Origin of the sequence: Mycoavidus sp. B2-EB, assembly GCF_014218255.1 — a bacterium.
GTDB lineage: Bacteria > Pseudomonadota > Gammaproteobacteria > Burkholderiales > Burkholderiaceae > Mycoavidus.
This window is the reverse complement of record NZ_AP021872.1, coordinates 881,689-907,789: the sequence shown is the minus strand read 5'-3', so window position 1 is coordinate 907,789 and position 26,101 is coordinate 881,689. Positions and strand designations below refer to the sequence as shown.

The 26,101-nt window shown below is 48.9% G+C and carries 19 protein-coding genes and 1 other RNA gene; 7 read left to right on the top strand and 13 right to left on the bottom strand.

Going from position 1 to position 26,101, the window contains the following annotated elements:
- Positions 1-142 precede the first annotated feature (142 nt).
- The gene (locus MPB2EB_RS04070) at positions 143-409 is read left to right on the top strand and encodes a hypothetical protein (protein WP_185182567.1); all 267 of its coding nucleotides are present in this window, start codon (positions 143-145) and stop codon (positions 407-409) included.
- On the opposite strand, the gene polA is transcribed toward MPB2EB_RS04070, so the two are convergent.
- A complete protein-coding gene (gene polA / locus MPB2EB_RS04065; RefSeq protein ID WP_185182566.1) occupies positions 406-3,162 on the bottom strand; it encodes a DNA polymerase I in 2,757 nt (918 codons plus the stop codon). The genes MPB2EB_RS04070 and polA overlap by 4 nt on opposite strands.
- Before the next feature lie 24 nt (positions 3,163-3,186).
- On the opposite strand from polA, the gene MPB2EB_RS04060 reads away from it, so the two are divergent.
- On the top strand, positions 3,187-3,945 hold the full coding sequence (locus MPB2EB_RS04060; protein ID WP_185182565.1) for a TIGR00730 family Rossman fold protein: 759 nt from the start codon (positions 3,187-3,189) through the stop codon (positions 3,943-3,945).
- Between the two features lie 65 nt (positions 3,946-4,010).
- Here MPB2EB_RS04060 and MPB2EB_RS04055 read toward each other — a convergent pair whose 3' ends face one another.
- Positions 4,011-5,504 carry an AMP nucleosidase gene (locus MPB2EB_RS04055; RefSeq protein ID WP_185182564.1) on the bottom strand — a complete coding sequence of 498 codons (1,494 nt, stop codon included), beginning with the start codon at positions 5,502-5,504 and terminating at the stop codon, positions 4,011-4,013.
- A 228-nt stretch (positions 5,505-5,732) separates the two neighbouring features.
- On the opposite strand from MPB2EB_RS04055, the gene MPB2EB_RS04050 reads away from it, so the two are divergent.
- From MPB2EB_RS04050 to MPB2EB_RS04040, 3 genes are all read left to right on the top strand, one after another.
- The gene (locus tag MPB2EB_RS04050) at positions 5,733-6,710 is read left to right on the top strand and encodes a homoserine kinase (protein WP_185182563.1); all 978 of its coding nucleotides are present in this window, start codon (positions 5,733-5,735) and stop codon (positions 6,708-6,710) included.
- Between the two features lie 27 nt (positions 6,711-6,737).
- On the top strand, positions 6,738-7,580 hold the full coding sequence (locus MPB2EB_RS04045; protein WP_185182562.1) for a BPSS1780 family membrane protein: 843 nt from the start codon (positions 6,738-6,740) through the stop codon (positions 7,578-7,580).
- Between the two features lie 100 nt (positions 7,581-7,680).
- Positions 7,681-8,454: a BPSS1780 family membrane protein gene (locus tag MPB2EB_RS04040; RefSeq protein WP_185182561.1), complete on the top strand. Its 774-nt coding sequence runs from the start codon at positions 7,681-7,683 to the stop codon at positions 8,452-8,454.
- 44 nt (positions 8,455-8,498) lie between these two features.
- Here MPB2EB_RS04040 and cutA read toward each other — a convergent pair whose 3' ends face one another.
- The 3 genes from cutA to MPB2EB_RS04025 form a co-directional block, all read right to left on the bottom strand.
- Positions 8,499-8,822 carry a divalent-cation tolerance protein CutA gene (gene cutA, locus MPB2EB_RS04035; protein WP_185182560.1) on the bottom strand — a complete coding sequence of 108 codons (324 nt, stop codon included), beginning with the start codon at positions 8,820-8,822 and terminating at the stop codon, positions 8,499-8,501.
- Positions 8,823-8,852: 30 nt separating this feature from the next.
- Entirely contained in the window at positions 8,853-11,177 is a 2,325-nt protein-coding gene (locus tag MPB2EB_RS04030; RefSeq protein ID WP_185182559.1) for a UvrD-helicase domain-containing protein, read from the bottom strand.
- 110 nt (positions 11,178-11,287) lie between these two features.
- The gene (locus MPB2EB_RS04025) at positions 11,288-12,085 is read right to left on the bottom strand and encodes a hypothetical protein (RefSeq protein ID WP_232534487.1); all 798 of its coding nucleotides are present in this window, start codon (positions 12,083-12,085) and stop codon (positions 11,288-11,290) included.
- Positions 12,086-12,595: 510 nt separating this feature from the next.
- Here MPB2EB_RS04025 and MPB2EB_RS04020 point away from each other — a divergent pair.
- Positions 12,596-14,065, top strand: coding sequence for a DEAD/DEAH box helicase (locus MPB2EB_RS04020; RefSeq protein WP_185182557.1), 1,470 nt, complete (start codon positions 12,596-12,598; stop codon positions 14,063-14,065).
- Here the strand turns inward: MPB2EB_RS04020 and MPB2EB_RS04015 are convergent.
- The 6 genes from MPB2EB_RS04015 to ffs form a co-directional block, all read right to left on the bottom strand.
- Positions 14,056-14,490, bottom strand: a complete 435-nt coding sequence (locus MPB2EB_RS04015; protein ID WP_185182556.1) for a universal stress protein — start codon at positions 14,488-14,490, stop codon at positions 14,056-14,058. The two genes, MPB2EB_RS04020 and MPB2EB_RS04015, sit on opposite strands and share 10 nt — an antisense overlap.
- A gap of 108 nt (positions 14,491-14,598) precedes the next feature.
- Complete coding sequence (gene iscX / locus MPB2EB_RS04010) at positions 14,599-14,796, bottom strand: Fe-S cluster assembly protein IscX (RefSeq protein WP_185182555.1); 198 nt, start codon at positions 14,794-14,796, stop codon at positions 14,599-14,601.
- A 79-nt stretch (positions 14,797-14,875) separates the two neighbouring features.
- On the bottom strand, positions 14,876-15,472 hold the full coding sequence (gene recR / locus MPB2EB_RS04005) for a recombination mediator RecR (protein ID WP_185182554.1): 597 nt from the start codon (positions 15,470-15,472) through the stop codon (positions 14,876-14,878).
- Between the two features lie 31 nt (positions 15,473-15,503).
- The gene (locus tag MPB2EB_RS04000) at positions 15,504-15,830 is read right to left on the bottom strand and encodes a YbaB/EbfC family nucleoid-associated protein (protein WP_185182553.1); all 327 of its coding nucleotides are present in this window, start codon (positions 15,828-15,830) and stop codon (positions 15,504-15,506) included.
- Positions 15,831-15,843: 13 nt separating this feature from the next.
- Complete coding sequence (gene dnaX / locus MPB2EB_RS03995; protein ID WP_185182552.1) at positions 15,844-17,556, bottom strand: DNA polymerase III subunit gamma/tau; 1,713 nt, start codon at positions 17,554-17,556, stop codon at positions 15,844-15,846.
- Between the two features lie 19 nt (positions 17,557-17,575).
- Positions 17,576-17,674: signal recognition particle sRNA small type (ffs, locus tag MPB2EB_RS03990), an RNA gene on the bottom strand.
- A 253-nt stretch (positions 17,675-17,927) separates the two neighbouring features.
- On the opposite strand from ffs, the gene MPB2EB_RS03985 reads away from it, so the two are divergent.
- The gene (locus MPB2EB_RS03985; protein ID WP_185182551.1) at positions 17,928-22,469 is read left to right on the top strand and encodes a HEAT repeat domain-containing protein; all 4,542 of its coding nucleotides are present in this window, start codon (positions 17,928-17,930) and stop codon (positions 22,467-22,469) included.
- Positions 22,470-22,577: 108 nt separating this feature from the next.
- Here the strand turns inward: MPB2EB_RS03985 and MPB2EB_RS03980 are convergent, their stop codons facing one another.
- Positions 22,578-25,130 carry a hypothetical protein gene (locus MPB2EB_RS03980; RefSeq protein WP_185182550.1) on the bottom strand — a complete coding sequence of 851 codons (2,553 nt, stop codon included), beginning with the start codon at positions 25,128-25,130 and terminating at the stop codon, positions 22,578-22,580.
- A 69-nt stretch (positions 25,131-25,199) separates the two neighbouring features.
- Entirely contained in the window at positions 25,200-25,913 is a 714-nt protein-coding gene (locus MPB2EB_RS03975) for a hypothetical protein (protein ID WP_185182549.1), read from the bottom strand.
- Between the last annotated feature and the right edge of the window lie 188 nt (positions 25,914-26,101).

Here is a 26,101-nt window from a genome sequence, read left to right as displayed (position 1 = left end):
CTCATCTACGGCACCTCCTAAAGATCTTAAAAGCAAACCCCCAAGACCCCCGCTTATAAGAAGACCGCCTTACACCATCGGGTGTCTTTCTCACTTCGCAAAAACAACTTTTAAGAGTACTACCGGCACCTCTCCGATTATTATGCAAGCCCATGAGAGTCAATCTGATGATTTTTTCTCACAACCCATTACGCCAGACTCAGTGGGTCAATTTGTTCAATTAGAGAACCAGGCTATCGCCTCAACCCCACTGGGTTCTCCTCAAGACGTAGTGGCTTTTGGGGCGACCCCGGTTCGAGGCCCAATAGCTCACTTTATTGGCCAAAATGTAACGATCATACGAGAAGGGTACAATTCAGACAATGAATATTCAAGGGAGGCCTTACTCGCGCTTATTTCTCCCTATTAATGCGCCTCTTCCCAATTTTTGCCTACTCCCACTTCAACCACCAGCGGCACGCGCAGCTGCGCCACGTCGCCCATAAGCGTTGGCAAGCATGTGCGGACTGCCTCCAATTCCGCGTCCGGCACTTCAAGCACAAGCTCATCGTGGACTTGCATGATGAGCTTCGCTTGATGCGCCCCTTGCTGCAACCACTGCTGCACAGCGATCATCGATAGTTTGATTAGGTCAGCTGCAGTGCCTTGCATGGGTGCATTGATGGCCGCCCGCTCAGCCGCCTGACGGCGCGGCCCGCTCCCGCCGTTGATCTCAGGCAACCATAAACGCCGGCCAAAGACCGTTTCGACATAACCCTGCTCTTTGGCCCGCACACGCGTTTCGTCCATATAACGCGCGACGCCTGGGTAACGATTGAAATAGCGGTCAATATAGACCTTAGCGGCATCGCGCGAAAGACCTAGATTTGCTGCCAACCCAAAAACGCTCATGCCATAAATTAAGCCAAAATTAATCGTTTTGGCAACGCGTCGCTCTTCATCAGAGACCTGCTGTGGCGCAATACCAAAAATCTCGGCAGCGCTGGCCCGGTGAATATCTTCACCCCGCGCAAAAGCGCTCAATAAATTTTCATCGCCTGAAATATGCGCCATAATGCGCAACTCAATCTGCGAATAATCCGCCGACACAATCTGCGCTCCAGGTGCGGCAATAAACGCTGCGCGGATCCGCCTCCCTTCAGCCGTACGTACCGGAATATTTTGTAAATTAGGCTCGTTTGAAGCCAGCCGTCCTGTGACGGCAACGGCCTGCGCATAATTCGTATGGACCCGCCCAGTTTGGGGGTTAACCATTTTGGGCAGTTTATCGGTATAGGTTGTTTTGAGCTTTGACAGGGTCCGATGCTCAAGCAGCAATTTGGGTAGCGGATAATCTTCTGCTAACCGTTGCAAGACCTCCTCATCCGTTGAGGGCGCGCCGCCCGGGGTTTTTTTGATAACCGGCAATTGCAGGCGCTCAAAAAAAATCTCGCTGATTTGCTTAGGCGAGCTCAAATTAAATGGACCACCGGCTAAGGTGTGCGCTTCTGTTTCTATTTGCATCAGACGCACGCCAAGCTCATGACTTTGCTGAGCCAGCAATTGAGTATCAATTAAGACACCGTCACGCTCCATCAGACGTAGTACACGCGCTGTGGGCATTTCAATCTCACGATAAACATGCAACAAGCCAGGCTCTTCTGAAAGTTGTGGATAGAGCGCATGATGTAGGCGTAACGTCACATCCGCATCTTCCGCCGCGTACTGTATTGCCTGCTCAAGCGGGACTTGATCAAAACCAATTTGAGCTGCGCCTTTACCGCAAACGTCGACATATTTGATCGTATTCAGGCCCAGGTGGTGTAACGCCAGACTATCCATATCATGTCTTCGATGCGATTCGAGCACATACGATTGCAGCAAAGTATCATGCTCGATGCCGGCCAATGCGATGCCGTAGTTGGCCAGCACTTGCTCATCGTATTTCATATGCTGGCCCACTTTCTTTTGAGTCGGGTCTTGCAGCCACTCTTTAAGCCGCTCCAGCACAGCAGCGCGGGGCAATTGGACGCTTGCTCCGCCTATATCGGGTCCCCGATGGGCCAACGGCAGATAAGCTGCATGACCGACTTCGACTGAGAATGAAAGACCAACCAGCTGCGCGCGCAACGGATCAAGCGCAGTGGTTTCAGTATCAAAGGCGGTGAGTTCGGCGGCCTTGATTTTTTCTAACCAAAGATCGAATTGTGCCCAGCTCAGTATGCTCTCATAATGCGGAGCGTTGTCCAGCGCGGGTGCAGCTGAGTGGCTAGAAACACCACGCTCAGGCCCGGCTACGCCTGCCGCTGCAAGTTCGTGCAACCAGCTTTTAAAGCCGTACTGGGTGAATAAATCAAGCAGTTCGGTTTGCGCTTCAGGGCGCGTCTCCAGTGAGGCTTCAATGGACTGAACCTGCGGCTCAAGCGGGCAATCCGTGCGGACTGTGATCAACTTGCGCGCTAAAGGCAAAAAATCCAGGGCACGGCGCAAATTCTCACCGACTGCTCCGCTAATTTGCGCAGCATGTTCCACCACGCCCGCCAATGAACCATACTGTCCCAGCCATTTAAGCGCGGTTTTAGGGCCGCATTTTTCAACCCCAGGCACATTGTCTGAGGTATCGCCGATTAACGCTAAATAATCCACAATTAAGCTGGGTGGTACCCCAAATTTTTGCGTGACGCCGGCCTCATCGAGCACTTCATTGCTCATTGTATTGACTAGCGTAATTTGACTTGTCACCAATTGCGTCAGGTCTTTGTCGCCAGTTGAGACAATGACTTTCATGCCAGCCTGCGCGGCTTGCTGCGCTAAAGTGCCAATCACATCGTCCGCTTCAACTCCATCGACCATCAGCAACGGCCAGCCTAAAGCACGCACTGCGCGATGAATCGGTTCAAGCTGCTGAACCAGGTCTTCTGGCATGGAGGAACGATGCGCTTTATAGGCAGGATACCAGTCCTCTCGAAAAGTTTTACCTTTAGCATCAAACACACACGCGCTATACTGCGCCGGGTTGTCTTTGCGCAAGCGCCGCAGCATGTTGATCATGCCGTACAGCGCGCCAGTCGGTTCCGCATTGGGACTGCGCAAATTGGGCAATGCATGATAAGCACGATACAAATAACTTGAGCCATCGACCAATAACAAGGTATGGCCTTTTAAATTGGACTGCACAGACATATGAATACGCCAAACAATAGAAAAATGACACCAAGCTTACGCGCAATTGCAGATCAAGAGCGTGCCACTGCAAAAAAAGCGCGCGCATCATGGCAAATGTTTACGATTATGGCAGAGTTCATCGAAGCCACTGAATATCTGTCAGAAATCCGACCAGCGGTGTGTATTTATGGCTCCGCGCGCTTAAAACCCGATACGCCTTATTATGATCTCACTATCAAAATTGCGCGCAAGCTTTCAGATGCAGGCTTTGCAGTGATTTCTGGCGGCGGCCCAGGGTTGATGGAAGCCGCCAATAAAGGCGCGCATGCTGGCAAAGCCCCATCAGTTGGGTTGAATATTGAATTGCCACATGAGCAGCATGGGAATCCGTTTCAAGATATCTCACTGCGCTTTCGTCATTTCTTTACACGCAAGGTCGCTTTCACCAAACATTCTGATGCAGTGATTGGGATGCCTGGTGGTTTTGGTACTTTAGACGAAATGGCGGAGGTCCTCACTTTAGTTCAAACCCGTAAGGCGCGGCACGTGCCAGTGATTTTAGTTGGCTCTGAATTTTGGCAGGGTTTGCTTGATTGGTTCCGCACGGCAATGCTGCCTAGGGGGTTAATTAGCCAGGCGGATCTGGATTTGATACAAGTCATCGATGACCCAGATCAAGTGCTCGATGCCATCTTAGCCTTTTACGAAGAACACGCGATCCCCCCTGAATTGGTTGAAGAATCGGCTAAGGTCACACAAGAAACCAAACAGTCTGATGGCGATCGTATGTTTTCAATTTAAGGCCAGGGGTGTTGACGCTTTATATAGTCAACCACAGAAAATTACAAACTTCAACGCACTGTAGTTTATTGAAACGCTACCTCAGCAAAACTGCGCAGTTTACGGCTATGCAATTTATCTAAGCCGTTTTCGCGCAGTAATTCCATGGCCCTCACGCCAATTTTTAAATGTTGACTGATCTGCGTACGATAGAATGTATTCGCCATTCCAGGCAGTTTTAATTCTCCGTGTAGCGGTTTATCAGACACGCATAAAAGGGTGCCATACGGCACGCGAAACCGAAAACCATTGGCCGAGATCGTCGCACTCTCCATATCCAGTGCAATCGCGCGGCTTTGCGAGAGGCGGCGTATCGGCTCCAGGTGACTGCGCAACTCCCAATTACGGTCATCCACGCTGGCTACCGTGCCAGTGCGCATGACGCGCTTTAAAGCTTGGCCTTCGAGCTGTGTCACATCGGCCACCGCCCGCTCAAGCGCGACCTGAACTTCAGCCAATGCCGGAATCGGCACCCAAAGCGGCAAATCCGCATCCAGCACATGATCTTCGCGCACATAGCCATGCGCCAATACATAATCGCCTAAGCGTTGCGAATTACGTAAGCCCGCGCAATGGCCTAACATGATCCACGCGTGGGGGCGCAAAACCGCGATGTGATCGGTGATGGTTTTGGCATTAGAAGGCCCCACGCCAATATTCACCATCGTAATGCCAGAGCCATCCGCTCGCTTTAGATGATACGCAGGCATCTGCGGCAAACGCGTTGGCGCGACTCCATCACCCTCCGTTTTAAGGCCTGGACCAGCAAGGTTGGTGTTATGTGTAACGACATCGCCTGGTTCAATGAAGGCCACGTATTGACTACGATATGCGCTCTCAACCGGATCACTGGCAGGCGCCATTAAGGTACGGCCAAGCTGTACAAATTCGTCAATGTAAAATTGATAATTCGTATAGAGTACATAATTCTGAAAATGCGCCGGCGAGGTCGCCGTATAATGCTTGAGCCGATGTAAAGAAAAATCAACTCGTGGCGCAGTAAAAAGAGCCAGTGGGTGAGGTGCGCCAGGCAATGGTTGGTAAGAACCATTGACAATACAATCATCAAAAGCTGCTAAATCAGGCATATCGAAAATATCGCGCATTTGGCTGAGCTGTTCGTAATCTAGCGCGCTCTCTAAATGAATGCCCTCGGCAAACGCAAAATGGATCGGAATCGGTTGTTCTGATAGCCCCACTTCAAGCTGAACCGAATGATTGTTGGCCAATAAGCTAAATTGCCGCTGGTAGTAGTGGTCGAATAAATCTGGGCGCGTCAGCGTCGTTTCAAAGACTCCTGGACCGGATACAAATCCATACGATAGGCGTGAATCAAGCCGTGTGCTATTTTCAGTGCGGACTCGTACATAGGGGTAATAAGCGCGGACTCGGCGCGCAAACGAGTCGCCGCGTTGGTAACGCGTAAAGGCATCGCGCAAGGCAGCCGTGCTCGTCTCATAGAGTTCGGCCACCCGTTTGACGGCCAGGATTGGATCTTTAATGTGCTCTGTAGCTGTCATATTTTATTGAATATATTTTTAAATAAATACCCACGCCCTTAACCATCTTGGCTTGGTAACCCGCCACTTTACTTTAAGCGGCTCACGGTAGAGGCCGAGCTGCACGCAACCCGCTAAAGGAGTGTAGCATTCTTGCTGTACAAACACGCGGTTTTGCAACCAGTGGACTGAGTAGGTTTGCTAAAATCACCTTTTCTTTCCAATCAAGCTGTTACTTTATAAACCCACATGGCTGTTTTCACCCCTGTCACCGACGCTCAACTTACATCTTGGCTACAACACTACGCTCTTGGGCAGGTGCTCAGTTTACGTGGCATTACGGCGGGGATTGAAAACAGTAATTTTTTTCTCACAACCCGCCGTGGCAGTTATGTACTCACCATTTTTGAAAAACTGACTGCCAGTGAACTGCCGTTTTATCTTAATCTGATGCAGCATTTAGCGGTACATCAGGTGCCCGTGCCAGATCCAGTCGTGCGCAATGATGGTACTTTGTTCGGCGAGCTGTGCGGCAAGCCCGCTACGATCGTTACCAAACTGAAGGGCGTAGCCCAGCTTACACCTGGTACGCAGCATTGCGCCCAAGTCGGGCAAATGTTGGCGCGCATGCATCTAGCGGGCCGCACTTTTTCATTAACGCAACCTAATTTACGCGGCCTGAGTTGGCAGCAGCAAGCCGCCAGCGCAGTAGACCCTTTTTTGACCCTGCCACAGCGGGAGTTATTACAGACTGAACTGGCGTTTCAACACACTTTGCAGAAGAGTCCTGACTATCTTGCCTTACCTGAAGGACCCTGCCATTGCGATCTATTTCGCGATAATGTGCTTTTTGCGCCAGCTAACACGGCTCATCAAGCTGAATCTTTAAGCGGTTTTTTTGATTTTTATTTTGCGGGTGTGGATAAATGGCTTTTTGATATCGCGGTGTGTGTCAATGATTGGTGTATTGAGCCGTTAAGCAGCGAGCTTGATCCAGTACGGGCAAACGCTTTTTTGCGCAGCTATCAAGCGGTGCGCCCGTTTACTCCAGCTGAAACATTATGTTGGCGCGCAATGTTACGTGCCAGCGCATTACGTTTTTGGTTATCGCGCCTTTATGATGTTTATTTACCACGTCAAGCGCAAATGCTTAAACCTCATGACCCGGAGCACTTTGAGAAAATCCTACGTGCTCATATAATGACACCAGCTTTATCATCACTTTAATGCTAGGGATTTCCCGGCGCCTTATATATGAATATCAATAAACTTCCCGCCAAAATTGGTTATCTATGGTTTAAACAAGGACTTTGGCTATTTGGGCAAAACCCGTTTATCTTCTTGATCGGCTCTTTGTGCAGTGTGTTTTTAATCATGCCTCTGTTAATTGTGGGAGAATGGCTTTTAAGTCCATTCATACGAGTTGGCTTTATGGCAGTATGCCGCAATAAACTCAATCAAAAATCAACTTTACCCGCCACCCAGCCAACGCTACATAGTATTTATAATAAGAAAACTGTTGCGCGTTTGTTATTGCTCGGTTTATATGAGGTGTTCGCCCTTCTGATTTCAGTTATTTTAACATTATTAATAGTCTCAATATGGGTCAATCCCAACCATGTTATTCAATACTTAACCACAGAAAATTATGAATCGCTTTACCTTCTATGGCTATGCGCAGTGGTGATAAGGCTAATAATTTACAGAATATTTCGTATGTTGACCCGATTTGCGCCGGCTTTAATCGCTTGGCATCGAATGCCAGTGCATAAAGCACTAAGTCTTAGCATGACTGCATGTTGGCGTAATTTGAGCGCCATTATGCTGAGTTCACTTCTGTGGCTATTATGTTTAAGTGCTGCCTATATCTTAGCGTTTGGCATACTCTTTATGTTAAACGTTAATACGCTGGTGTTTGTAGTATTAGCACTGGCCATTCCTATCTTCTCGATACCCATTCTTTGGTGTATGAATTATGTGAGCTACGTTGACTGTTTTTCACCCGAGATTGAGGCTTTAAGCGATAAGCTAGATCCAAACGCTTTAAGCCTTATGCACGCGCTCATTTTGAAACAAGATCAGATGCGCCAGGAATAATTGCGCGTTATTCCGCTCACCATCCGTTAGCATTTGCTTAGTTAAACAAGTAGCATCTTAAGCACGGCCATAGCTTCAATTTTAAGAATGAACCCATACTATGTACTTTAATCAAGTTCCCGCTAAAACTGGCTATTTATGGTTTAAACAAGGGCTCCAGCTCTTTTGGGAAAATTTAACCATTTTTCTAATGGGCTCTTTGGGCTATACGCTTTTAATGCTGCTCATTTCCTCGGCACCGGTGTTGGGTCATTACCTGCCGCTGGTTTTGCTGCCGCTCGTAACGATTTGCTTCATGACCGTATGTCGCAATACGCTGAATCATGAATCGACGTCACCCATCGCTTTACTTGCCAGCTTGCGCACCACTTTTAGCCAGAGGGTTGTATGGCAATTGTTATTGCTCGGCCTGTGCCAGGCATTCGCACTCTTCATTTTAGTATTCTTGATACAGAAGGTCGCACTTCTGAACGCCCAACCCAAAATCATGGAGAGCAACCCTTTAATATTATTTGTATTGATGCTGGCGATGATTCTAAGTTCAATTGCGAATGCGATGCTACTTTGGTTCTCTCCTGCGTTAACCGCATGGCGTCAAGTGCCTTTGCATAAGGCAATTTTCTTTAGTGGGGTGGTCTGCTGGAGAAATCTAAGCGCTATTGTTGTGCATGGACTGTTGTGGCTAGGCTTTGCCTGTGCGTTGTCATTAATCGTGTTCAGTATCTTGTCCGCCTTCGGAAGCACTGAGGAACAAATTAAGCAAAATTTAATATTTATTATGCAAATTATTTTAGTTCCAGTTTCTTTTTGTACCCGTTATGCAAGCTATATAAGCTGTTTTCCAACTGAGCCACCGCCGACTATACAGTCGTGATTTTTGTCTTCTAGCGAGCGAGTAGCCAATGCCCAAGCAGCGCGCTAGAGCGCGGTGGTCTGGGCAGCGACCCATTGCGCATAAGCTGGATGAGCCGAAGTTGGCCAACTCAGAATTTCGGGAGTTTGATAAGGATGATGGCGCGCAATCCACTCTTTTAACTTTGGCGCCATTTCCACCGTAGTTTTAAAAAGAAGCGCAATCTCTTCGGTTTCTTCAAATTTGCCTTGCCAAAAATAGCGCGAGTGTACTGGCGCAAATTGTGTGACACAGGCCGCCAATTTCGTATCGAGCGCCTCGCGGCTAAAGCCAGCTGCGGCTTCAGTCGAAGGTAGCGTAGTGAGAACCAGAATTACAGTGTCGACCATAGTCTTTAAACAAAGTACGCATAAAGGTGCCTAATCGTCAATCGGTTGCAATTTCGCCACTGCTAGCGCCAGCCATTTCGCGCCGTGCCGACCAAAATTGACCTGCGCGCGTGCCTCAGCGCCACTGCCTTCAAGCGCCGCTACAGTGCCTTCACCAAACTTTGTATGAAAAACCGCCTGCCCGATCCAGAACCCCGTATCCGCCGTACGCTGACGCGCCTCGAGGGCGGACGGCGCAAGGCGTATCTCTTGCGTAGACTTTTTAGCAAACCAGTTACGCCCCCAGCTATTCTCGTCACGGCTCCGCGTCATGCTATTTTGGGCCAATGAATCATTCTTAGAGGTTAACCATTTCAGCCCTTCGGCCGGCAATTCATCGATAAACCGAGAGCCGATGTTATAACGCGTTTGCCCATGCAACATACGGCTTTGCGCGAAAGATAAGTATAAGCGTTTTTTCGCGCGAGTGATCGCAACGTACATTAAACGCCGCTCTTCCTCCAGGCTATTCGCATCATTTGTACTGTTTTGGTGAGGAAACAGCCCTTCTTCGAGGCCTGTAATAAAAACCGCATTAAATTCAAGCCCTTTAGCCGCATGCACAGTCATTAGTTGCACTGCATTTTGCCCCGTCTGCGCTTGGTTATCCCCCGCCTCAAGCGAAGCGTGAGACAGGAAGGCAGAAAGCGGCGTCATGCTATCTATTGCTTCAGCCGTCAAGCTAATTTGTGCAGATGGATCGTTTACCGGCAACTGAGCCGCTGGCGTAGCGCCAGGCGCTAGAGGGATCGAACGCGCTGGCGTGTTCAATTCATCTCCATTCTCGGCCATAAAAGCAACCGCCGCATTGACTAATTCACGTAAATTTTCAATCCGATCTTGTCCTTCACGCTCGGTTTCATAATGGTTAATCAGACCGCTTGCCTGCGTAATATATTCAACCGCCTCTGGCAAGCTCATGGCTTGCGTAGCGCGGCGCATTTGTTCAATAAACTGAACAAATGCGATGAGATTGGCGCCCGTTTTACCCCCCACATAGGAAACAGCAGCCGCCAGCGAGCATTGATGCAGGCGCGCCATATCATTTAACTGCTCCAGCGCGCGTGCGCCAATGCCGCGAGTTGGGAAATTGACAACCCGTAAAAATGAAGTATCGTCATCCAGATTATCAAGCAAGCGCAAATACGCCAGCGCATGTTTAATTTCCTGCCGCTCGAAAAAGCGCAATCCACCGTATACGCGGTATGGAATCCCCTGGCTGACCAACATATGCTCAAGCACCCGAGATTGCGCATTGCTGCGGTAAAGCAAAGCGATTTGGTCGAGCGCCTCCCCTGGTGCGGTCAAAGCGTGGATCTCTTCCACCAACCAACTGGCTTCCCGCGTGTCAGTCTCTGCTCGATAGACTCGCACGGGCTCGCCCGCGCCCGCTTCGGTATAGAGATTTTTGCCCAGGCGCTGCGCGTTATTTGCGATAAGGCCATTGGCGGCATCTAAGATGTGGCCATGAGAGCGGTAATTCTGTTCCAGCTTGATCAAATTACGCACTTCAAATTCACGCTGGAAATCCAGCATATTGCCAACATTAGCGCCCCGAAAACCATAGATACTTTGATCATCATCGCCAACCGCAAATAGGCTCCCTGCGGGACCCGCCAAAAGCTTGAGCCACTGGTATTGCAATCTGTTCGTATCTTGAAACTCGTCCACTAAAATGTGTTGAAAACGAGCTTGATAGTGCTCCCGCAGCGATGGCTCACGTGCGAGCAACTCATAACTGCGCAGGAGTAATTCTGCAAAATCAACCGCACCTTCTCGTTGGCATTGAATTTCATAAGCTTCATAGAGCTCAACAAATTGACGGTTAAAGGGATTATGCACATCCATTTTAGAAGGTCGCAAACCTTCTTCTTTTGCATGATTGATAAAGCTTTGTAGCTGTTTGGGCGGGTATTTCTCGCTATCGAGATTAAGCCCTTTGAGCAAACGCTTAAGCGCAGACAATTGATCGGCGATATCAAGTATCTGAAATGTCGCAGGCAAACCTGCCGCTTGGCAATGCACGCGCAGCAAACGGTTACACAAGCCATGGAACGTGCCAATCCACATGCCGCGAGGATTGATAGGCAGCAGTGCGCTCAAACGCGTAATCATCTCGCGCGCCGCCTTATTCGTAAACGTAACGGCCAGCACTTGCGCCGGACTCAAACGGCCCGTCTGAATCAGCCAAGCAATGCGGGTTGTCAGCACCCGCGTTTTGCCACTGCCAGCGCCAGCAAGAATTAACGCTGGCTCATCCGGCAAAGTCACTGCGGCTCGTTGCTCGGGGTTTAAAGAACTCAGTAAATCAGCCATGGGGGAATTTTAGAATCGGTCCCCTTTATTATACGATGGACAATCGGCTCTTAATAAATAAATGACGTTGTAATCCAGTATAAATGGGCAATGGCTCTGAGTGCTTTGGCTTAGAAGCAAGCCAGACTTGGTTTTTTGGTGTCAGCAGGCAAAGTTTGTATCGCGCGTCGCACCTCGGCCAACACCCTCTTATACAGGGCTGTCTCTCTGCCTAAGGTTGGCAAAAATTTTATAACAAACTGAATCACATCGGGTTGGACTCTAGCCTCAGTGACAAGGCTTTCAAGCAATTGCGCCCGCCCAGCAACCGTCAAACGCGCTAAGCAAGGTTCGATTAGGTTAAAGATCTGTTTCCGCGAGGCTAGATCTAGATCCAGCTGCTGCCAAGCAGAATTCAGACTTGTAAGGACTTGCGCTCGCCGATCAATCGGAAACGTATCCACCAAATTCAATACTTGAGGCCATAACGCACGGGGTATCGCCTCTAATGCTTGGGCCACTTTGGCGATCACTTTTCTAGCGACTTCCAATTTAACCGTGGGTAATTGCATGCCGAGCTCTTGCAATATTTTTTCACACACAACAGGCTGAACGGGTGCCACAAGCTGCTCAACCCATTGCATGACTTCCAGCTCGGAGGCTTCCATGGAGATTTCCGCGCCCCACGCGCCTGCTTGATAATCAGACAACCACTGCGGAAAAATTGGCTCATCCGCTAATTCGTCCGTTAATGAAGTTTGCTGCGGACGAGATGGGCGCTTAGGTAAACCCGCTAACTGAGTCATCGCCTCCCGCCTTGATGGAAATGACTGATAAACGGGTGTTGCTTCAGTTTTGGGTGTTGCTTCAGTTTTTTTCTGAAATGAGTGAGCCGAGAAAAAAGAGTGAACTGTACGAAAAGTACCCATGATAACTACCCCGAGACTTGGTCAATAAATCTTTGAATTGCTTTTGCAATATCTATACGCTCAGCCCTGGCCCGCCCTATATTTTATAGAGCATTTTTTCAAACCCAGAACTGACCCCATTTCATTATGGCGCTTTGATAATAATTACGCGGATGTAACGCGAAGCATCCAAGCAAAAAACGAAGTAACGCCCCCCCCGACTTGATTAAAAAAATCAGTTGTTGAGTTAAAGCAACAAATTCAGTATAATGCCCTTTGCTCTCCATTTTATAACTTTTATAAGTGGGTCAGCATTTCAGCGTTTTGTTCCTACCCCGCCTGGAAACTGTTCCTCCGTCTAGGTCGTGCTTTGCACGGATTCCCCATTCAGAGGCTGTCGTTTTTAATACAGCTTCCAAACAATGCTCGCAACGTATAAACCTTGGGTTTTTACATCGTATCGCGCATTTCGGCATGGTATGACTTTAGCTTACAAATAGCCGACGCATTGTTTACTTTTAGGGATCCTCAATGAATTCTGATTCTTCAGCTAGCACACCTACGCCTACACCAACCCCTACGACCACTGAGCAAGCAAAAAGCCTTTCAGCCTTTGCCGCACTGGGCCTATGCCCAGCAATTTTATCGGCGCTCGAGGGAGCGGGTTATACCGAGCCCACGCCGGTTCAGCAAAAAGCCATTCCAGCGGCTCTTGCCGGCCGCGATTTGCTCGTCTCCAGCCCAACCGGCTCAGGCAAAACAGCTGCTTTTATGCTGCCCGCCATTCAACGCTTTGCGCAAATGCAAAAGGAAGAAGCGCCCGCTGCTGCTGCCGCCCCTACTGAGCGTTCTCGTGAGCGCCGCGGCGCTCACCGCCAGCAGCAGCCAGCGGCCTTCCCCGCTTTACTTGTCTTGACTCCTACACGCGAGCTCGCGGCACAAGTTACAACGGCCGCAACAACCTATGGCAAACATTTAAAATCTTTGCGCACCGTCAGTATTTTAGGCGGCGTACCTTATCCTCAACAGCTTGCGTTGCTAGCCAAGCAGCCCGAGATCGTCGTCGCAACGCCTGGCCGTTTGCTAGACCATCTTAAACGCGGTCGTATTAATTTGTCTAAATTGACGATGCTCGTGTTGGATGAGGCTGACCGCATGTTAGATATGGGCTTTATCGAAGATATTGAAACCATCGTCGCGGCAACACCAGAAAATCGGCAAACACTACTGTTTTCAGCCACCATCGATAACCGGATTAGCCATTTAACCCATAAATTATTAAATGCGCCTGAATGCATTGAAATTACACGCCGCCCAGAACAACGCGCAAATATTACGCAAACCGTTCATTGGGTAGATGACCGCTCCCATAAAGACCGCTTGCTTAGACATTTATTGGCCGATCAAACCCTCGACCAAGCTGTGGTTTTTACCGCCACTAAAAGCGGCGCAGATGAGTTAGCCGATTTGCTTTTCGATGCAGGCTTCTCTTCAGCAGCGTTGCATGGCGATCTACCGCAAAGCGCACGGAACCGAACCATCCGTTCCTTGCGCGAGCGACGCGTGCGGGTACTCGTTGCTACCGATGTAGCAGCGCGTGGCATCGATATACCTGGCATTACACATGTATTTAATTATGATTTGCCAAAATTTGCCGAGGACTATGTGCATCGTATCGGCCGTACTGGCCGCGCGGGACGCAGTGGGACCGCGATTAGCCTAGCTCACCATAACGAAATGCAGGTCGTACGGCGTATCGAACGCTTTACAAAACAAACCTTACCCGTTAATGTGGTTGAAGGCTTTGAGCCTCGCCGCACACCCGCAGCAGCGCCGTCGCGCCCAAACAACAAGCGCCCGCCCTCACGCAATGCAAAATCGCATAACAATAATGGCCGGCCGTCTAACAGCAACCATGGCTACCGCGGTCCGAGCAATAACAGCAACAGTGCACCCGGCCGCCGCAGCTCAGGCACGCGCGTTGCAGCACGTCAACGATAAACAATCACCGGGACCTTGGTATGCGTTAGCACTCGTTGCGTTTCGCTGCCAATTAACAGCGCACTAAGTCCACCGCGGCCATGCGAAGCCATTAAAATGACATCGCAGCCGCACACTTGTACGGCTTCAATAATCCCTAAATAAGGCGATGAATGCGCACTGATATGGCTTGCACATGGCACTTGCGCATTCCTTGCCACCTCCTTAACCCGCCGCAGATACTCATGCGCTTCTTTTTCTTGGCGCTGTCGGAATTCAACCGGCGCCTCAATAGTCGCCTCAGCAAAAAGCGGATAAGGATATTGCAACAAACAGGTATACGCAGTAATGTGAGCACCTAGCGCCTTGGCAAGCTCAATGCCACTGTTAATCGCCTTTTGCGACAGCTCAGATCCATCAGTTGGAATCAGAATATGCTTAAACATAATCCCTCCTTCTAAGGGCACTCTCTCGCGCTTATGCCTAAAAAATACACCCACACATTACGTTGACTGCCCAATTAAAGAATAGACGATATTCATAATTTTTGTCTATCAATAATCCGAGTCTTCAATCCAGGCGGCTTGGATTGCTTCAAGTATCTTCTCGCTTGAGCGCTTCGGATCATCCTCAAAGCCGGCCAATTCCGTGACCCAACGGTGCAAATCCGTGAAGCGGACATATTGTGGATCAATCTCTGGGTGCTTCTCAGTGAGCGCCATAGCGATTTCTTGAATGTCGACCCATTTCATCTTTTGTCTCCAGTTTTTAACTCTAAATTCATGCTGTAAGGTAGTTTTTTATTCTGCACGCTACCCCACCCTCCCCACTTTAAAGCTGGCGTCGATCTAACACCGCGCGCGCAATCGTGCCGGCATCCGTATATTCAAGCTCGGCACCCACTGGCACGCCACGCGCGAGCCGGGTTGTTGTCAAGCCGCGGACTTTTAACATCTGACTGAGGTAATGGGCAGTCGCCTCTCCCTCATTATTAAAATTCGTAGCTAAAATCACTTCTTGCACTCGGCCATCAGTAGCGCGCTGCATCAGACGTTCAAAATTAATCTCGCGCGGACCGATGCCATCCAATGGGCTCAAGCGTCCCATCAGCACAAAGTATAACCCGCGGTAAGCTAAAGTTTGCTCTAGCATGAGTTGGTCCGCAGGGGTTTCAACCACGCACAGCAGCGCCGCATCCCGGCTTGAATCTGCGCAAGTCTCGCAAGTTTGAGCCTCGGTTAAGGTGTTGCAACACACGCAATGGCGTAAATTCTTCAACGCCTGCGACAACGCGCTCCCCAAGCGAGCAGCGCCATCGCGGTTGTGTTGCATCAGATGGAAAGCGATACGCTGGGCGGATTTTGGGCCAACCCCGGGCAATATGCGCAAAGCGTCAATTAACGCACTCAAACTTGCGGGAGACGTCATTCAAAAACACGGATAGACATAAGGTTGAAACTTAGAATGGCAGCTTAAAGCCTGCTGGCAAAGGTAAATCGTTGGTCACTTTCCCCATTTTTTCTTGGGTTGCTTCACTGACTTTATGCACCGCATCATTAAATGCGGCAGCAATCAGATCTTCGAGCATATCTTTGTCATCGTCAAAAAGGCTTGGATCGATCACCACACGGCGCACTTCATGCTTGCATGTCATGGTTACTTTGACCAGACCAGCACCTGATTGCCCTTCAATTTCAATCAAGGCAAGCTCTTCTTGCGCTTTATTCATATTTTCTTGCATTTGCTGAGCTTGCTTCATCAGCCCGGCGAGTTGGTTTTTCAACATTAATGACTCCTCTTTAAATATTGGGGGTGTTGGTAGAAGGCGCCGGCTTAACCGAGCCTGGTACGATGGTTGCATCAAAATCGCGCATCAGGGTTTGAGCAAATGGGTCTTGCGCCAACGCTTGTTCTGCTGCTTGCTGACGCTGGATATTATGCGCCGCGTCTAACGCTGCGGCAGTTTGCGTCACTGGGCCAATCTCCGCGACTAATTTGAGCGGTTTACCTAAATATTCAGTCAGCGCTGCGCACAGTTTATCCAATTGCCCACGCTCAGCGAGCTGCGCTACAGAGACTCTCAAGGTTAACTTTGTGCCTTCAATACGCACCAGCTCGCTGCAATACGCAAGTTCTTTTACAAGGCCACGCAATGGCAGGCGCGTAACCAGCGCGGGCCAATCATGTTCACATCCTAAAGCTGCGAGTGAATCTGTTTGAGCCGAAGCATCCGTATGATTAGGCATGGCGACCGCTGCACGACTAGCCGTTGCTAGCTCAGGTTCGAACTGGATATCCGTCACTGAACTGGCTTGGCTGGCTTGGCTGGCTTGGCTGGCTTGGCTGGCTTGGCTGGCTTGGCTGGCTTGGCTGGCTTGGCTGGCTTGGCTGGCAGCAATTGTAGATGATATACCCGCTGCCGCTGTAGTTGCCGGATAAAACGCTAGCATTCTTAACAGCGTCATCGTAAAACCCGCATATTCGTCCGGCGCAAGTCCAAGCTCAGAGCGGCCGATGGTTGCAATCTGATAATACAACTGCACCTGTTCTGGCGAGAATAGGCTAGCAAAGCGCCGAATATCTTGCGCCTCAGGCAGTTCGTCAAGGACTGACTGTGGCGCGACTTGAGCCCATGCAACCTGGTGCAAGAGTGTAGATAAATCTTGCAAGGCCGACAAAAACGATAAGCTACGCGCGGCCAGTTCATCCGCAATGGCCAATACTGCAGCACCATCGGCCAGTGCCATCGCGTCCAGTAGCCGAATCAAATAATGCTGATCAAGCGCGCCCAACATATCGCGCACCGCGGCTTCACTCACTTGGCCTGCAGCATAGGCAATCGCCTGATCGGTTAGCGACAGCGCATCCCGCATACTACCATCCGCCGCGCGCGCTAATAAGCGTAACGCTTGCACCTCGAAGCTAAATTTTTCTTCAGTTAGGATTTTCTGCAAGTGCGCAACAATATGCACAACCGGCATCCGCTTAAGATTAAATTGCAAGCAGCGCGATAGTACCGTGACCGGGATTTTCTGGGGATCTGTCGTAGCTAGAATAAATTTGACATGTGACGGCGGCTCTTCAAGCGTTTTTAACATTGCGTTGAACGCATGGTTAGTCAGCATGTGCACTTCATCGATCATATAGACTTTAAAGCGCGCATCGACTGGCGCATAAACAGCGCGCTCAAGCAAGCTAGCCATTTCGTCAACGCCACGATTGGACGCCGCATCCATTTCTACATAATCAACAAAGCGCGCCTCATCAATTGCGCAACATGCTGTACATTGACCACAAGGGATTGCCGTAATGCCAGTTTCACAATTCAATGCTTTAGCAAGGATCCGCGCCAAAGTCGTTTTGCCAACGCCACGCGTTCCAGTAAATAAGTAGGCATGGTGTAAACGCTGCTGTTCAAGCGCATGCGTAAGCGCTCTTACGACATGCTCTTGTCCAACGAGCGACGCAAAATCCTTGGGTCGCCATTTGCGCGCGAGAACTTGATAGGTCATTGAAAAATTTAAAATTAGGGGTGACGAGCCCAATCCTCGGCACTAGCGGGAAGCGGTTGTGGCTGCTTCGTTCCCGACCTGACCAGATTGGCCGCACCGCCATGCGAGGAGGCCCGTCACCCTGAATTCTACCATCGCAAGGAAGATTCGTTGTGAACCAATATGTGAATCGATCGATTAAATCATTTTTTTGGAACGCAAGGCAAATCGCTCTTTCTGCTTGGATAAATGAAATTCGATGCAAGTAAGAACAATCTGAAGGTAGTTTAAGGCTAAATCCTATACAATTCAAGTTCAGCGCTAGGTCGAGCCAAGCCTTTTTCGACTTGCAGCGCATAAGGAATAATCTTAAAAGAGTGATGTAGAAAATAATGAAAATAGGTATTTTACTAAACCCCATAAAAACTTCTTCAATATCGCCTGGCTGCAGCACCCCGTCACCCATAAATCGTGCCCCTGAAAAAAACGATCAACCCATCACGCGCAAAGATTCCGGCATTGGGCTCCCCCCTTCCCCTCAGGCAGGTACATCCCACCCGCCAAGTAGCCCGGTACAAAAAACGGATTCTCTCGCTTATGTTGTGCCGCAAGATGATGCGTCGGTCCGTGAGCAACGTCATTGGATGACCGGCACGAAGCAAACCGTCAAACCGCTTGAGCCAACCGAAAGCAAAACATCAGCACGGGTCCGACAGGCCGTGAGCCACGGCCTAAATAGGCTAAAGCAGTTATGGCTCACACCGCGCCCCACGACTCAGCAAAACGTCTCTAGACCTTTTACTTGGATGCCATTTTGGGCAACACCGCCAAGCGCGCCATTAGTCAACCCAATACCGCGCAGTAAGCTAGCTACTGCGCTCTATCCACTCACTCCGCTCAACCCGCGGCTACAGAAGTTGTCGACCCAAGCCATTTCCCTAGCCGCTTTGCGCAATGCGCTCTACCAACATTATGAGTGCGCGGGCTTATCGACTCAGCCGTTATCCGCTCAAAACGCAGCGCTTGATACCTGCTATGCCAATCTCACCCGGATTGAGCATCCTCTTCAACCGCAATCAGAGCACACTGCGCTGACGCAGCCAAGCACCGCTTCCGAGCAGCAATCTAATAGCGAATCGCACTCTACGCCGCCTCCCAAGAGTCCCATTACACTCAATCACCTCTTTGAGCCCCAAACGTTACGTGATGGCTCAATCGGTCAGCCTAAACGGGTTTTGCTGCATGGGCAAGCAGACAGTGGCAAAACCGTTGTATGCAAAAAGCTAGTCTCTGACTATCAGCACCATGCGCTTTGGCACAATCGTTTTGATTGCGTATTGTGGTTGCCATTGGCACAGCTCAAGACCGATCAGCCCCTCAATTTAAAAATCTTACTTTGCGAGCACTTTTTTGCGCATCAAGCAAACGCGCAAGCATTAGCCCAAACTTTTGAGCGCCATCAAGCCAAAACCTTGTTTATCTTGGACGGGTTAGATGAAGTCATTGGCGAGCTGGAAGAAGGCCGCCCTTTACATCCACTGTTACAAGAATTACTCAGTCAAACTCATGTTTTAATCACCTCTCGGCCAGTTGGCGTGAATTCACGGGCACTCGGTCAGTTTGATTTAGAGCTAGAAACCGTGGGCTTAAATCTGGATGATGTGCAGGCCTACGTGCAAAACTTTATCCCTGAATCAAACCCAGCCACAATCCAACAATTGATGCAAAGTACCTCGCTGACTCAGGGGCCAGTCAATCTTCCGCTTCTGCTTGATGCACTTTGTGCAAACTGGGAAAAACGCCACGCAAATCAAGACATCACTCTAGCCACGCTCTACGAGGCGATCGTCAATCAGCTCTGGCGTAAAGATTGCGTTCGCTTAAAGAAAAGACATCAAGGCGAACGCTTGGAACCCTTAGCACTCCAAAATCTACCTCAAACTATACTAGAAGAGCTCATCGCTCCGGAACTCCACGCTTTAAGCTATTTAGCTTTTAAAGGATTAGAGGCCGGAACCCTTGAAGTGGATCTGGATAAGCTGACCCAGGATCAAGCGCGGCTAGGAATAAAATCGCCGTTCTGGCTCAGAACTGATTTGAAACATACCTCCTTCTTACACACGACTGATATTAGGCTCCCGGAAGTCGAGCGCCGTTATCATTTCTTGCACCCCTCCTTGCAGGAATTTTTTGCAGCTAAGTTCCTGGCTCAGCAGCTGAAAATTGATGCACAAGCCGAGCAAACGTCTGCCCATACAAACAAGATACCTGTCGCTTCCGGTTTAATCCTCAGCCCAACACAATTGCATGTCTTTATCGCCGAACATAAATACGATCCTCGTTATGAGCCAATGTGGCAAATGTTGGCCGGGTTGCTTAAAGGCGCTGCCTTAGAACACTTTTTTACGCTATTAGAAGAGACGCCTCAGGACTTGCTTAGCGCGCGCCATCAACACGTGATGATGGGATGCGTGCAGGTAGCACGCGCCCAATTAGAAGAAAAAACTATCGATAGACTAGAAACAGAGTGGCTGCAGTGGCTACACTTTGAGATCAGTCTTAACCTAGATAAGGTCAGCGCATTAGGGCGCCAACCGGGATTCCCAGAGCATCTGCTGCTCACTTATCTACATCAGCCTAACAGCAATAAGGCCACCCTTATTCGAACCCTCAATGCACGCTCAACGCTATCTCACCATGCGACTCAAGCGATTATTTCAGTGCTGCTTAAGCCTGAAGAAAATAAAGAGGCGAAAAGTGCAGCGGCCGAAATCTTGGGTCAACAGCACACATTGTCTGATGCCGTCGTTCAGGCCTTAAGCACGGTGTTACAAAATGAGGATGAAGATGAGGATGTCAGAATTGCAGCCATTGGAGCCTTAGGCCGGCAAAAACCATTGGCCGAAGCCGTCATTCTGACCTTAATTTCAGCATTACTAGATGCAAACTGGGAAATTAGATATGCCGCAGGCAAAATATTGGGCCGACTGGAAACACTGCCTGACACGGCGCTTAAAATCTTAATAGCCGCCTTACAGAATAAAGAAAAGCATATCAGGTCTACGGCGACTGAGGCTTTAGGCCAACAGCAGCCACTCTCTGACATCATCACTCAAGCTTTGGTTGCAGTGTTACTCAATAAAAGTGAAGACAAGGAGATCAGAGGAATAGCTGCGAACGCATTCAGCTCGCAGCAAACGCTGTCCGAAGCGACCATAGATGCCTTGCTCACAGTCTTGCGCAATAAAGATGAAAACGAAGAGTTAAGGGCTTCGGCCGCCGAGGTTTTTAGTTGGCGGGAACCGTTTGCTCAAACAGCCCTTCAAATCTTGATCTCGCTGCTGCTGGATAAAGATGAAAAAGAATATATCAGGTCTACCGCGGCACAAGTATTAAATCGACGCAAAATAATACCTGAAACAGCCATTCAAGCCTTGTCTACCGTGTTACAAGATAAGAATGAGAAAGAAAACATTAGAGTGTTGGTTGCCAAAGCGCTCAACAATCAGGAAACGCTACCGCCCTGCCTCACGCAAACTTTACTTTCCGTGTTAAAAAGTGAGCTTGGAACAGAAAGCTTGGGAAGCAGAATTGCCGCTGCCGATACATTAGGCCAAGAAACCGTACTCTCTGAAGAGATTATTCAAGATTTAACTGAGATAGTACAGAATCAGGACGAAACATGGCGGATCCGGCTCGCCGCCATTCAAGCCTTGCATCGACAGCCAAGATTACCTGCCAATACCTGTCGCGCCTTGATTATAGCGCTCACAGATGAGCATCAAAAAACCCGCTCTGCAGCCGCCATGGTATTAAGCCGACAAGAAAACCTATCTAACGAAGTGATGCAAGCCTGGATCGCCGCGCTATCGAGTGCAGATCAAGATATACAAGCTAAGGCCATTAAGAGCTTAGGCCAACACCAAACGCTGCCCGAGCACGCCAAATTAGTCCTAACCCAAGCCTCACTGGATCAACAGTGCACTTTCAGAATTGAGGCGATACAAGCTTTAAGCAAACAAAAAGAACTGACTGAGGCTGTCATTCAAGCATGGGATTCGATCCTCAAAAATAAAGCCGAGGATGCCTCCCTCAGATCCAGCATTGCCCAAGCACTCGGACAACCCGAGACGCTAGCAGGCAACGTGATACAAACCTTGGTGACGTTGATCGCAGATCCGAATGAAGAAGACTCCGTCATATCCGCCGCAGCTAAAGCATTAAACCAACAAAAAATACAGACTGAAACCGTGATTCAAGCGTGGGCAGCAATCCTCAAAAATAAAGCAAGAGGAAAGCTCGCCAGATCTACCGCAGCCACAGCACTAGGCCAACCCAAGGCGCTGCCAGAAACCGTGATGCAAACCTTAGCGACGGTGCTAGCAGAGCCGAATGAAGCAGACTCTGTCATATTCGCAACGGCTAAAGCACTCAACCAACAAGAAATATTACCTGATGCCGTGCTTCAAACTTTGGTCGCTACGCTAGAGAAGAAGAAAAATGATAAATTTGTCTTATCTGCGATTACCAAGATTTTAAATTTACACATTGATCGGCTTTACACTTTGCTGCCAAGCCTAACCCCTGAGCAAATACAGTCACTCTATATGAGCGTTTTATTCCCATGGAGTTGCGCCCATATTGCACCGCTTTATATGCACAATAATAGACTGCATTTCTATACAACGGCTGGGCTAAAGAAGTCCATTTCTCTAACCACTCAACACATGGGTGGTTTTATGAACACCTGGTTGAAGAGCACCGTACCATTACGCCACCCTTCCTTCAAAGAGATCCAGACACGTTCCCGCGCTTATCGCTCAAGCCCTGTAGAGCCTTCTCTTATAAGAGAGCTGGCCTCTCCCACCTCAATCCCAAGTGGTGAACTTGCCCGCTTATGTACAGATATTCAAGGGCATGCGCATTTAGTTTAATGCCATTTTGTGCAAATGCACCACGCCATTTAGCTTTGCTATACAAGCTAAGCTTTTGGGTGGTGCGTTTTGGTTTGAATCAATTGGACTGATCGACAAACCTTCGAATTATTTCTTTTCTATTTCTCGGGTTGTTGGATCAGAGGCCGGTGTAGAAGTAGGACTCGAACCCAAATAAGTCGTGCTTACGTTGTTATTACCGGATACCGCTCTACTGCCTAGCCCCCCCGCGTACTGGAACACAACTTTCCCTCCTGACTGACGACGCGAAGCAAGCGCTGCATCTAAACCCTGAGAAAATTGTACTTGGTTTGAGTTTGCAGCCCAAAACTGCGGATCTAAGTCTGCGGGGTTGATATGCACAGTGCTCGTGTTACCTGAGCCACTCACCACCTCACTGCTCACACCGTTTGATATTTGTATAAGCGTGTCTTGATTTTCTTCCGGCAGTCCCTGCGCACTCCGTCTCATTGCAAGCTCAAATAGCTGCGGCAAGAGTCTGTACCTCATCTCAGCAAGCCGCTCAGAAATTTGCTGAACCCTCTCATTGGACGCAAAAAACACCGTCGCGATATCATCTAAACCAAAATACCCGTTTCCACCCGATGCCGCTTGCCCGTACATTCCTCTATAGAGAGTAAGTCCGCCCTTTATCTCCCCAATTTCTTCCAGGCTCTTTAGATACAGATCTTTTTGCTCTTTCAGGTCCGTCGGTAAAGTGGTTAATGGAGCAAGGTCAGGTAACGGTTGTTGCGCTTGTTGCTGTTCTAAAACGCCCAGCATTTGCTGCATTTTCTGCTCCAACATGCTTTGCGTTTGCTGCATCTGCTGTTCTAATATGGCCTGCATTTTCTGCTCTAGATCAGGCATGCCTTTTAACAGCAGGCTGATCACATCTAATTTATCCGGCACCTGTTCCAGACGAATCTCGCCTCGTACTTTATCTAACAATTGTGTCTCAAGTGGCACACGCCAGAGCGGAGACCACGCGGGTATGTAATCTTGGTCACCTATTGGCTGAGGCTGATCTAAGCGCTGCGAAGCCTTCTGCGCCATTTGCATAACACGCTCGTGCCCGCCCCACTGCTTATCTTGCGCAAGGCTCTTTAGAAATTCTTTCGCCCCTTTTTGCACTTCGCCCTCATGCGTGAGTGCTACTCGCTCTAACCGTTGGCATAAACCTTGTAAGAATTTCTCATTGTGACTATAGCGAGGAATACGCGCAAGTTTCTCCAGCGCCGCCAATTGATTTTCCTCCAGTAACAAATCTGCAAAGCGCAGCGCCGCATACCATCCATGCGGACGGTTGAGCTGCTGCAATCCCTCACTTGCTGCTTCATATTGCGCGAGCAAGGCCTCAGCAGTAGCCATTGCGACCTCACCCAGTTGATTGAGTGTCTGCAGGGCACAAACGAAGGCATCTTCAAACCGGTTCAGTGAGGCTTCCAATTTGTCTATGTCTATATTCTTAATCGCAGACGCAAGATTTAGAACCCCCTTTCCTACACTAAAGGTGTGGCGCAATATGCATTTCCATACCACTTCATTGTTCGGAATATGAGCTAATGCCTGACGCGCATAGCGCGCTTGCCAAGCAAGCTCGGGATCGGAGTGGCCGATTAATCCATCTAACGTGGCATACAGCGGTGCTTGAACCTCTTCCCGATCAATTCCACTCACGCCTAAACACGTCATCGCATCAAGCAGTTGTGAGGCCGTATACAACAAGGTTTGGCACTGGAGCAAATTGTTTGTTTTATGAACTTTATCCAAATGCTTGTGTAACAATTTAAGCGCATTCACCAAATCACCAGAAGGTACTTGATTGAATAGGTCTTTTGGGCAGTCTCGAATCATCACCGCCAGCCCTTGTGCAACGGGTATGTTCAGAAAAATCGCTTGATTTTCAGACAGCGCATTTACCGTTTGGCTGAGTAACTGCTGGTATAGCTCTCGATCAGCAATGGTAGCGAGTGGTACAACTTCTCGTACCAGCTCAAAATAACCTTTTGCATTAGTATCAGAAAATTTTTCTACTATATCGCGTGCGAGCTGTTTAAACTGTTTTTCTTGCGCCTCAGAAAGATAGTTCTTCTGTAAACACCAGGCTAAGTGTCGAGTATCGCTCAGCTGAGCGAGCTCAGTAACAAGAGGATAGGTCTGAGCAAGTGGGGATGGCTGGGGCTGGTTTTGACTTGACTTAAAAAAACTTAAGGCGACCTGAGACGGAGATGAAAACTTTTGCTTGATCGCTTCTTGAGCTCTAGAGGCTGCTTGCCAAGGGCTTGGTGTCTCCGGCAGAGCTAATTTAGCTAGTTTTTCTTTCGCCTCACTTTGACGGGCATTATAAGGCTCGGCAGTCGCTTTTATATAACTCGCATGAGCCCGTCTGAATAGGTCGTGAGCGCAGGCCAAATCCTCTCTCAAAGAGAGCTGACCGCGTGCTTCATAAAGATCCCCTCTTTCCAGGTAGACCGTGGCAATCGCTGTTTCAACCGCCGAATTAGTTGGAGCCGCCTTTTTCAGTTCACTTTTTGCTCGATTGAACTGATTCAGCGCCAAATCAAACTCTTGCTTATCCCGATGCTCACGAGCAGCTTTTAGATAATTTTCACCTTTTTGCAAAGCAATTGCAGCGTCCACTTTCCTCAAACCTATCATCTTATCTCTCCGATATTCAAATACTTAATACTGCCTAATTTCTATTAGGCAGCACCCCTCAAGCTCGCGCTAGCCTAAATTCATAGGATTGGGTCCAGGAATTGTTTCAGAGGTATTATTTACGCCCCATATCGTCGTAATTTTATTATTTTGGCCAGATGTTGGGATATTCGCCACACCAGATGCAAATTGGACAACCGTTCTTCCTCCTTTCCCTGCACGTACCTGAGGCAGCACCGCCAACACTTGCTCTAAAGAGGTTTGCTGTTTTTGAACTTCCGCGTATAACTGCAGATCTTTGTCTGTCGGGTTGAAATGCAGATAGCTAGTATTCCCCGAACCATCTATCATTTGTCCTCCCAAGCCATTTGCAATTTGGATTACAACTTCCTCTCGCTCTCTGCTCGGGTTTTGCAAGGATGCTAATTTCTGCTGCGCCTCCAACGCGCCATATTTCAAAGCATCTTCGTAACTAACACACGCCTCTTCAAATCTACTCAGATTACATAAAATATCTCCACTGACTAGATAGGTTCGAGCTAGATGAGCTTGAATATCCTGCTGTTCACCAAAAGCAAATACTCTATTCTGAGCCAACGCATCCTTAAAATTGTTTTTCGCCATCTCCAATGAACGCAGTGCGCCTTCATAATCTCTGCTATTTAAGTAATTCTGTGCAATGTTGATGGCTTGCTTGCCCTGGTCAGCAAGAGTCAAGTACGTTAAGGTACTGGTTTGGCTTTGGGCAGCTGCTATCGGGGTTACGCCTGATGTAGATTGCATGTAAATCTCCTTATCTTTATTAAGATATTATAAAAATGCATTTAACGTGCTTCTAAAGGCTTTTAGAGGCAGATTTTACTCATCAATCTTCTTGTTCTGCTGCGCTCTTAAACCCTCGACAATATGCTGCCGAAGGTAAGCGCGATTTTAGCAGAGCTGCTGCGGAAAACTCGAATCTGTCGTTATAA

Excerpts from the sequence above, each read along its gene's own strand:
- dnaX (WP_185182552.1), bottom strand. The coding sequence starts at position 17,556 with ATGACCTATCAAGTTCTCGCGCGCAAATGGCGACCCAAGGATTTTGCG.
- MPB2EB_RS04045 (WP_185182562.1), top strand. The coding sequence starts at position 6,738 with ATGAATATCAATAAACTTCCCGCCAAAATTGGTTATCTATGGTTTAAA.
- MPB2EB_RS04055 (WP_185182564.1), bottom strand. The coding sequence starts at position 5,504 with ATGACAGCTACAGAGCACATTAAAGATCCAATCCTGGCCGTCAAACGG.
- MPB2EB_RS04000 (WP_185182553.1), bottom strand. The coding sequence starts at position 15,830 with ATGTTGAAAAACCAACTCGCCGGGCTGATGAAGCAAGCTCAGCAAATG.
- recR (WP_185182554.1), bottom strand. The coding sequence starts at position 15,472 with ATGACGTCTCCCGCAAGTTTGAGTGCGTTAATTGACGCTTTGCGCATA.
- MPB2EB_RS03985 (WP_185182551.1), top strand. The coding sequence starts at position 17,928 with ATGAAAATAGGTATTTTACTAAACCCCATAAAAACTTCTTCAATATCG.
- MPB2EB_RS04030 (WP_185182559.1), bottom strand. The coding sequence starts at position 11,177 with ATGGCTGATTTACTGAGTTCTTTAAACCCCGAGCAACGAGCCGCAGTG.
- polA (WP_185182566.1), bottom strand. The coding sequence starts at position 3,162 with ATGTCTGTGCAGTCCAATTTAAAAGGCCATACCTTGTTATTGGTCGAT.
- MPB2EB_RS04025 (WP_232534487.1), bottom strand. The coding sequence starts at position 12,085 with ATGGGTACTTTTCGTACAGTTCACTCTTTTTTCTCGGCTCACTCATTT.
- iscX (WP_185182555.1), bottom strand. The coding sequence starts at position 14,796 with ATGAAATGGGTCGACATTCAAGAAATCGCTATGGCGCTCACTGAGAAG.
- cutA (WP_185182560.1), bottom strand. The coding sequence starts at position 8,822 with ATGGTCGACACTGTAATTCTGGTTCTCACTACGCTACCTTCGACTGAA.
- MPB2EB_RS04060 (WP_185182565.1), top strand. The coding sequence starts at position 3,187 with ATGACACCAAGCTTACGCGCAATTGCAGATCAAGAGCGTGCCACTGCA.
- MPB2EB_RS04040 (WP_185182561.1), top strand. The coding sequence starts at position 7,681 with ATGTACTTTAATCAAGTTCCCGCTAAAACTGGCTATTTATGGTTTAAA.
- MPB2EB_RS03980 (WP_185182550.1), bottom strand. The coding sequence starts at position 25,130 with ATGATAGGTTTGAGGAAAGTGGACGCTGCAATTGCTTTGCAAAAAGGT.
- MPB2EB_RS04015 (WP_185182556.1), bottom strand. The coding sequence starts at position 14,490 with ATGTTTAAGCATATTCTGATTCCAACTGATGGATCTGAGCTGTCGCAA.
- MPB2EB_RS04070 (WP_185182567.1), top strand. The coding sequence starts at position 143 with ATGCAAGCCCATGAGAGTCAATCTGATGATTTTTTCTCACAACCCATT.
- MPB2EB_RS03975 (WP_185182549.1), bottom strand. The coding sequence starts at position 25,913 with ATGCAATCTACATCAGGCGTAACCCCGATAGCAGCTGCCCAAAGCCAA.
- MPB2EB_RS04020 (WP_185182557.1), top strand. The coding sequence starts at position 12,596 with ATGAATTCTGATTCTTCAGCTAGCACACCTACGCCTACACCAACCCCT.
- MPB2EB_RS04050 (WP_185182563.1), top strand. The coding sequence starts at position 5,733 with ATGGCTGTTTTCACCCCTGTCACCGACGCTCAACTTACATCTTGGCTA.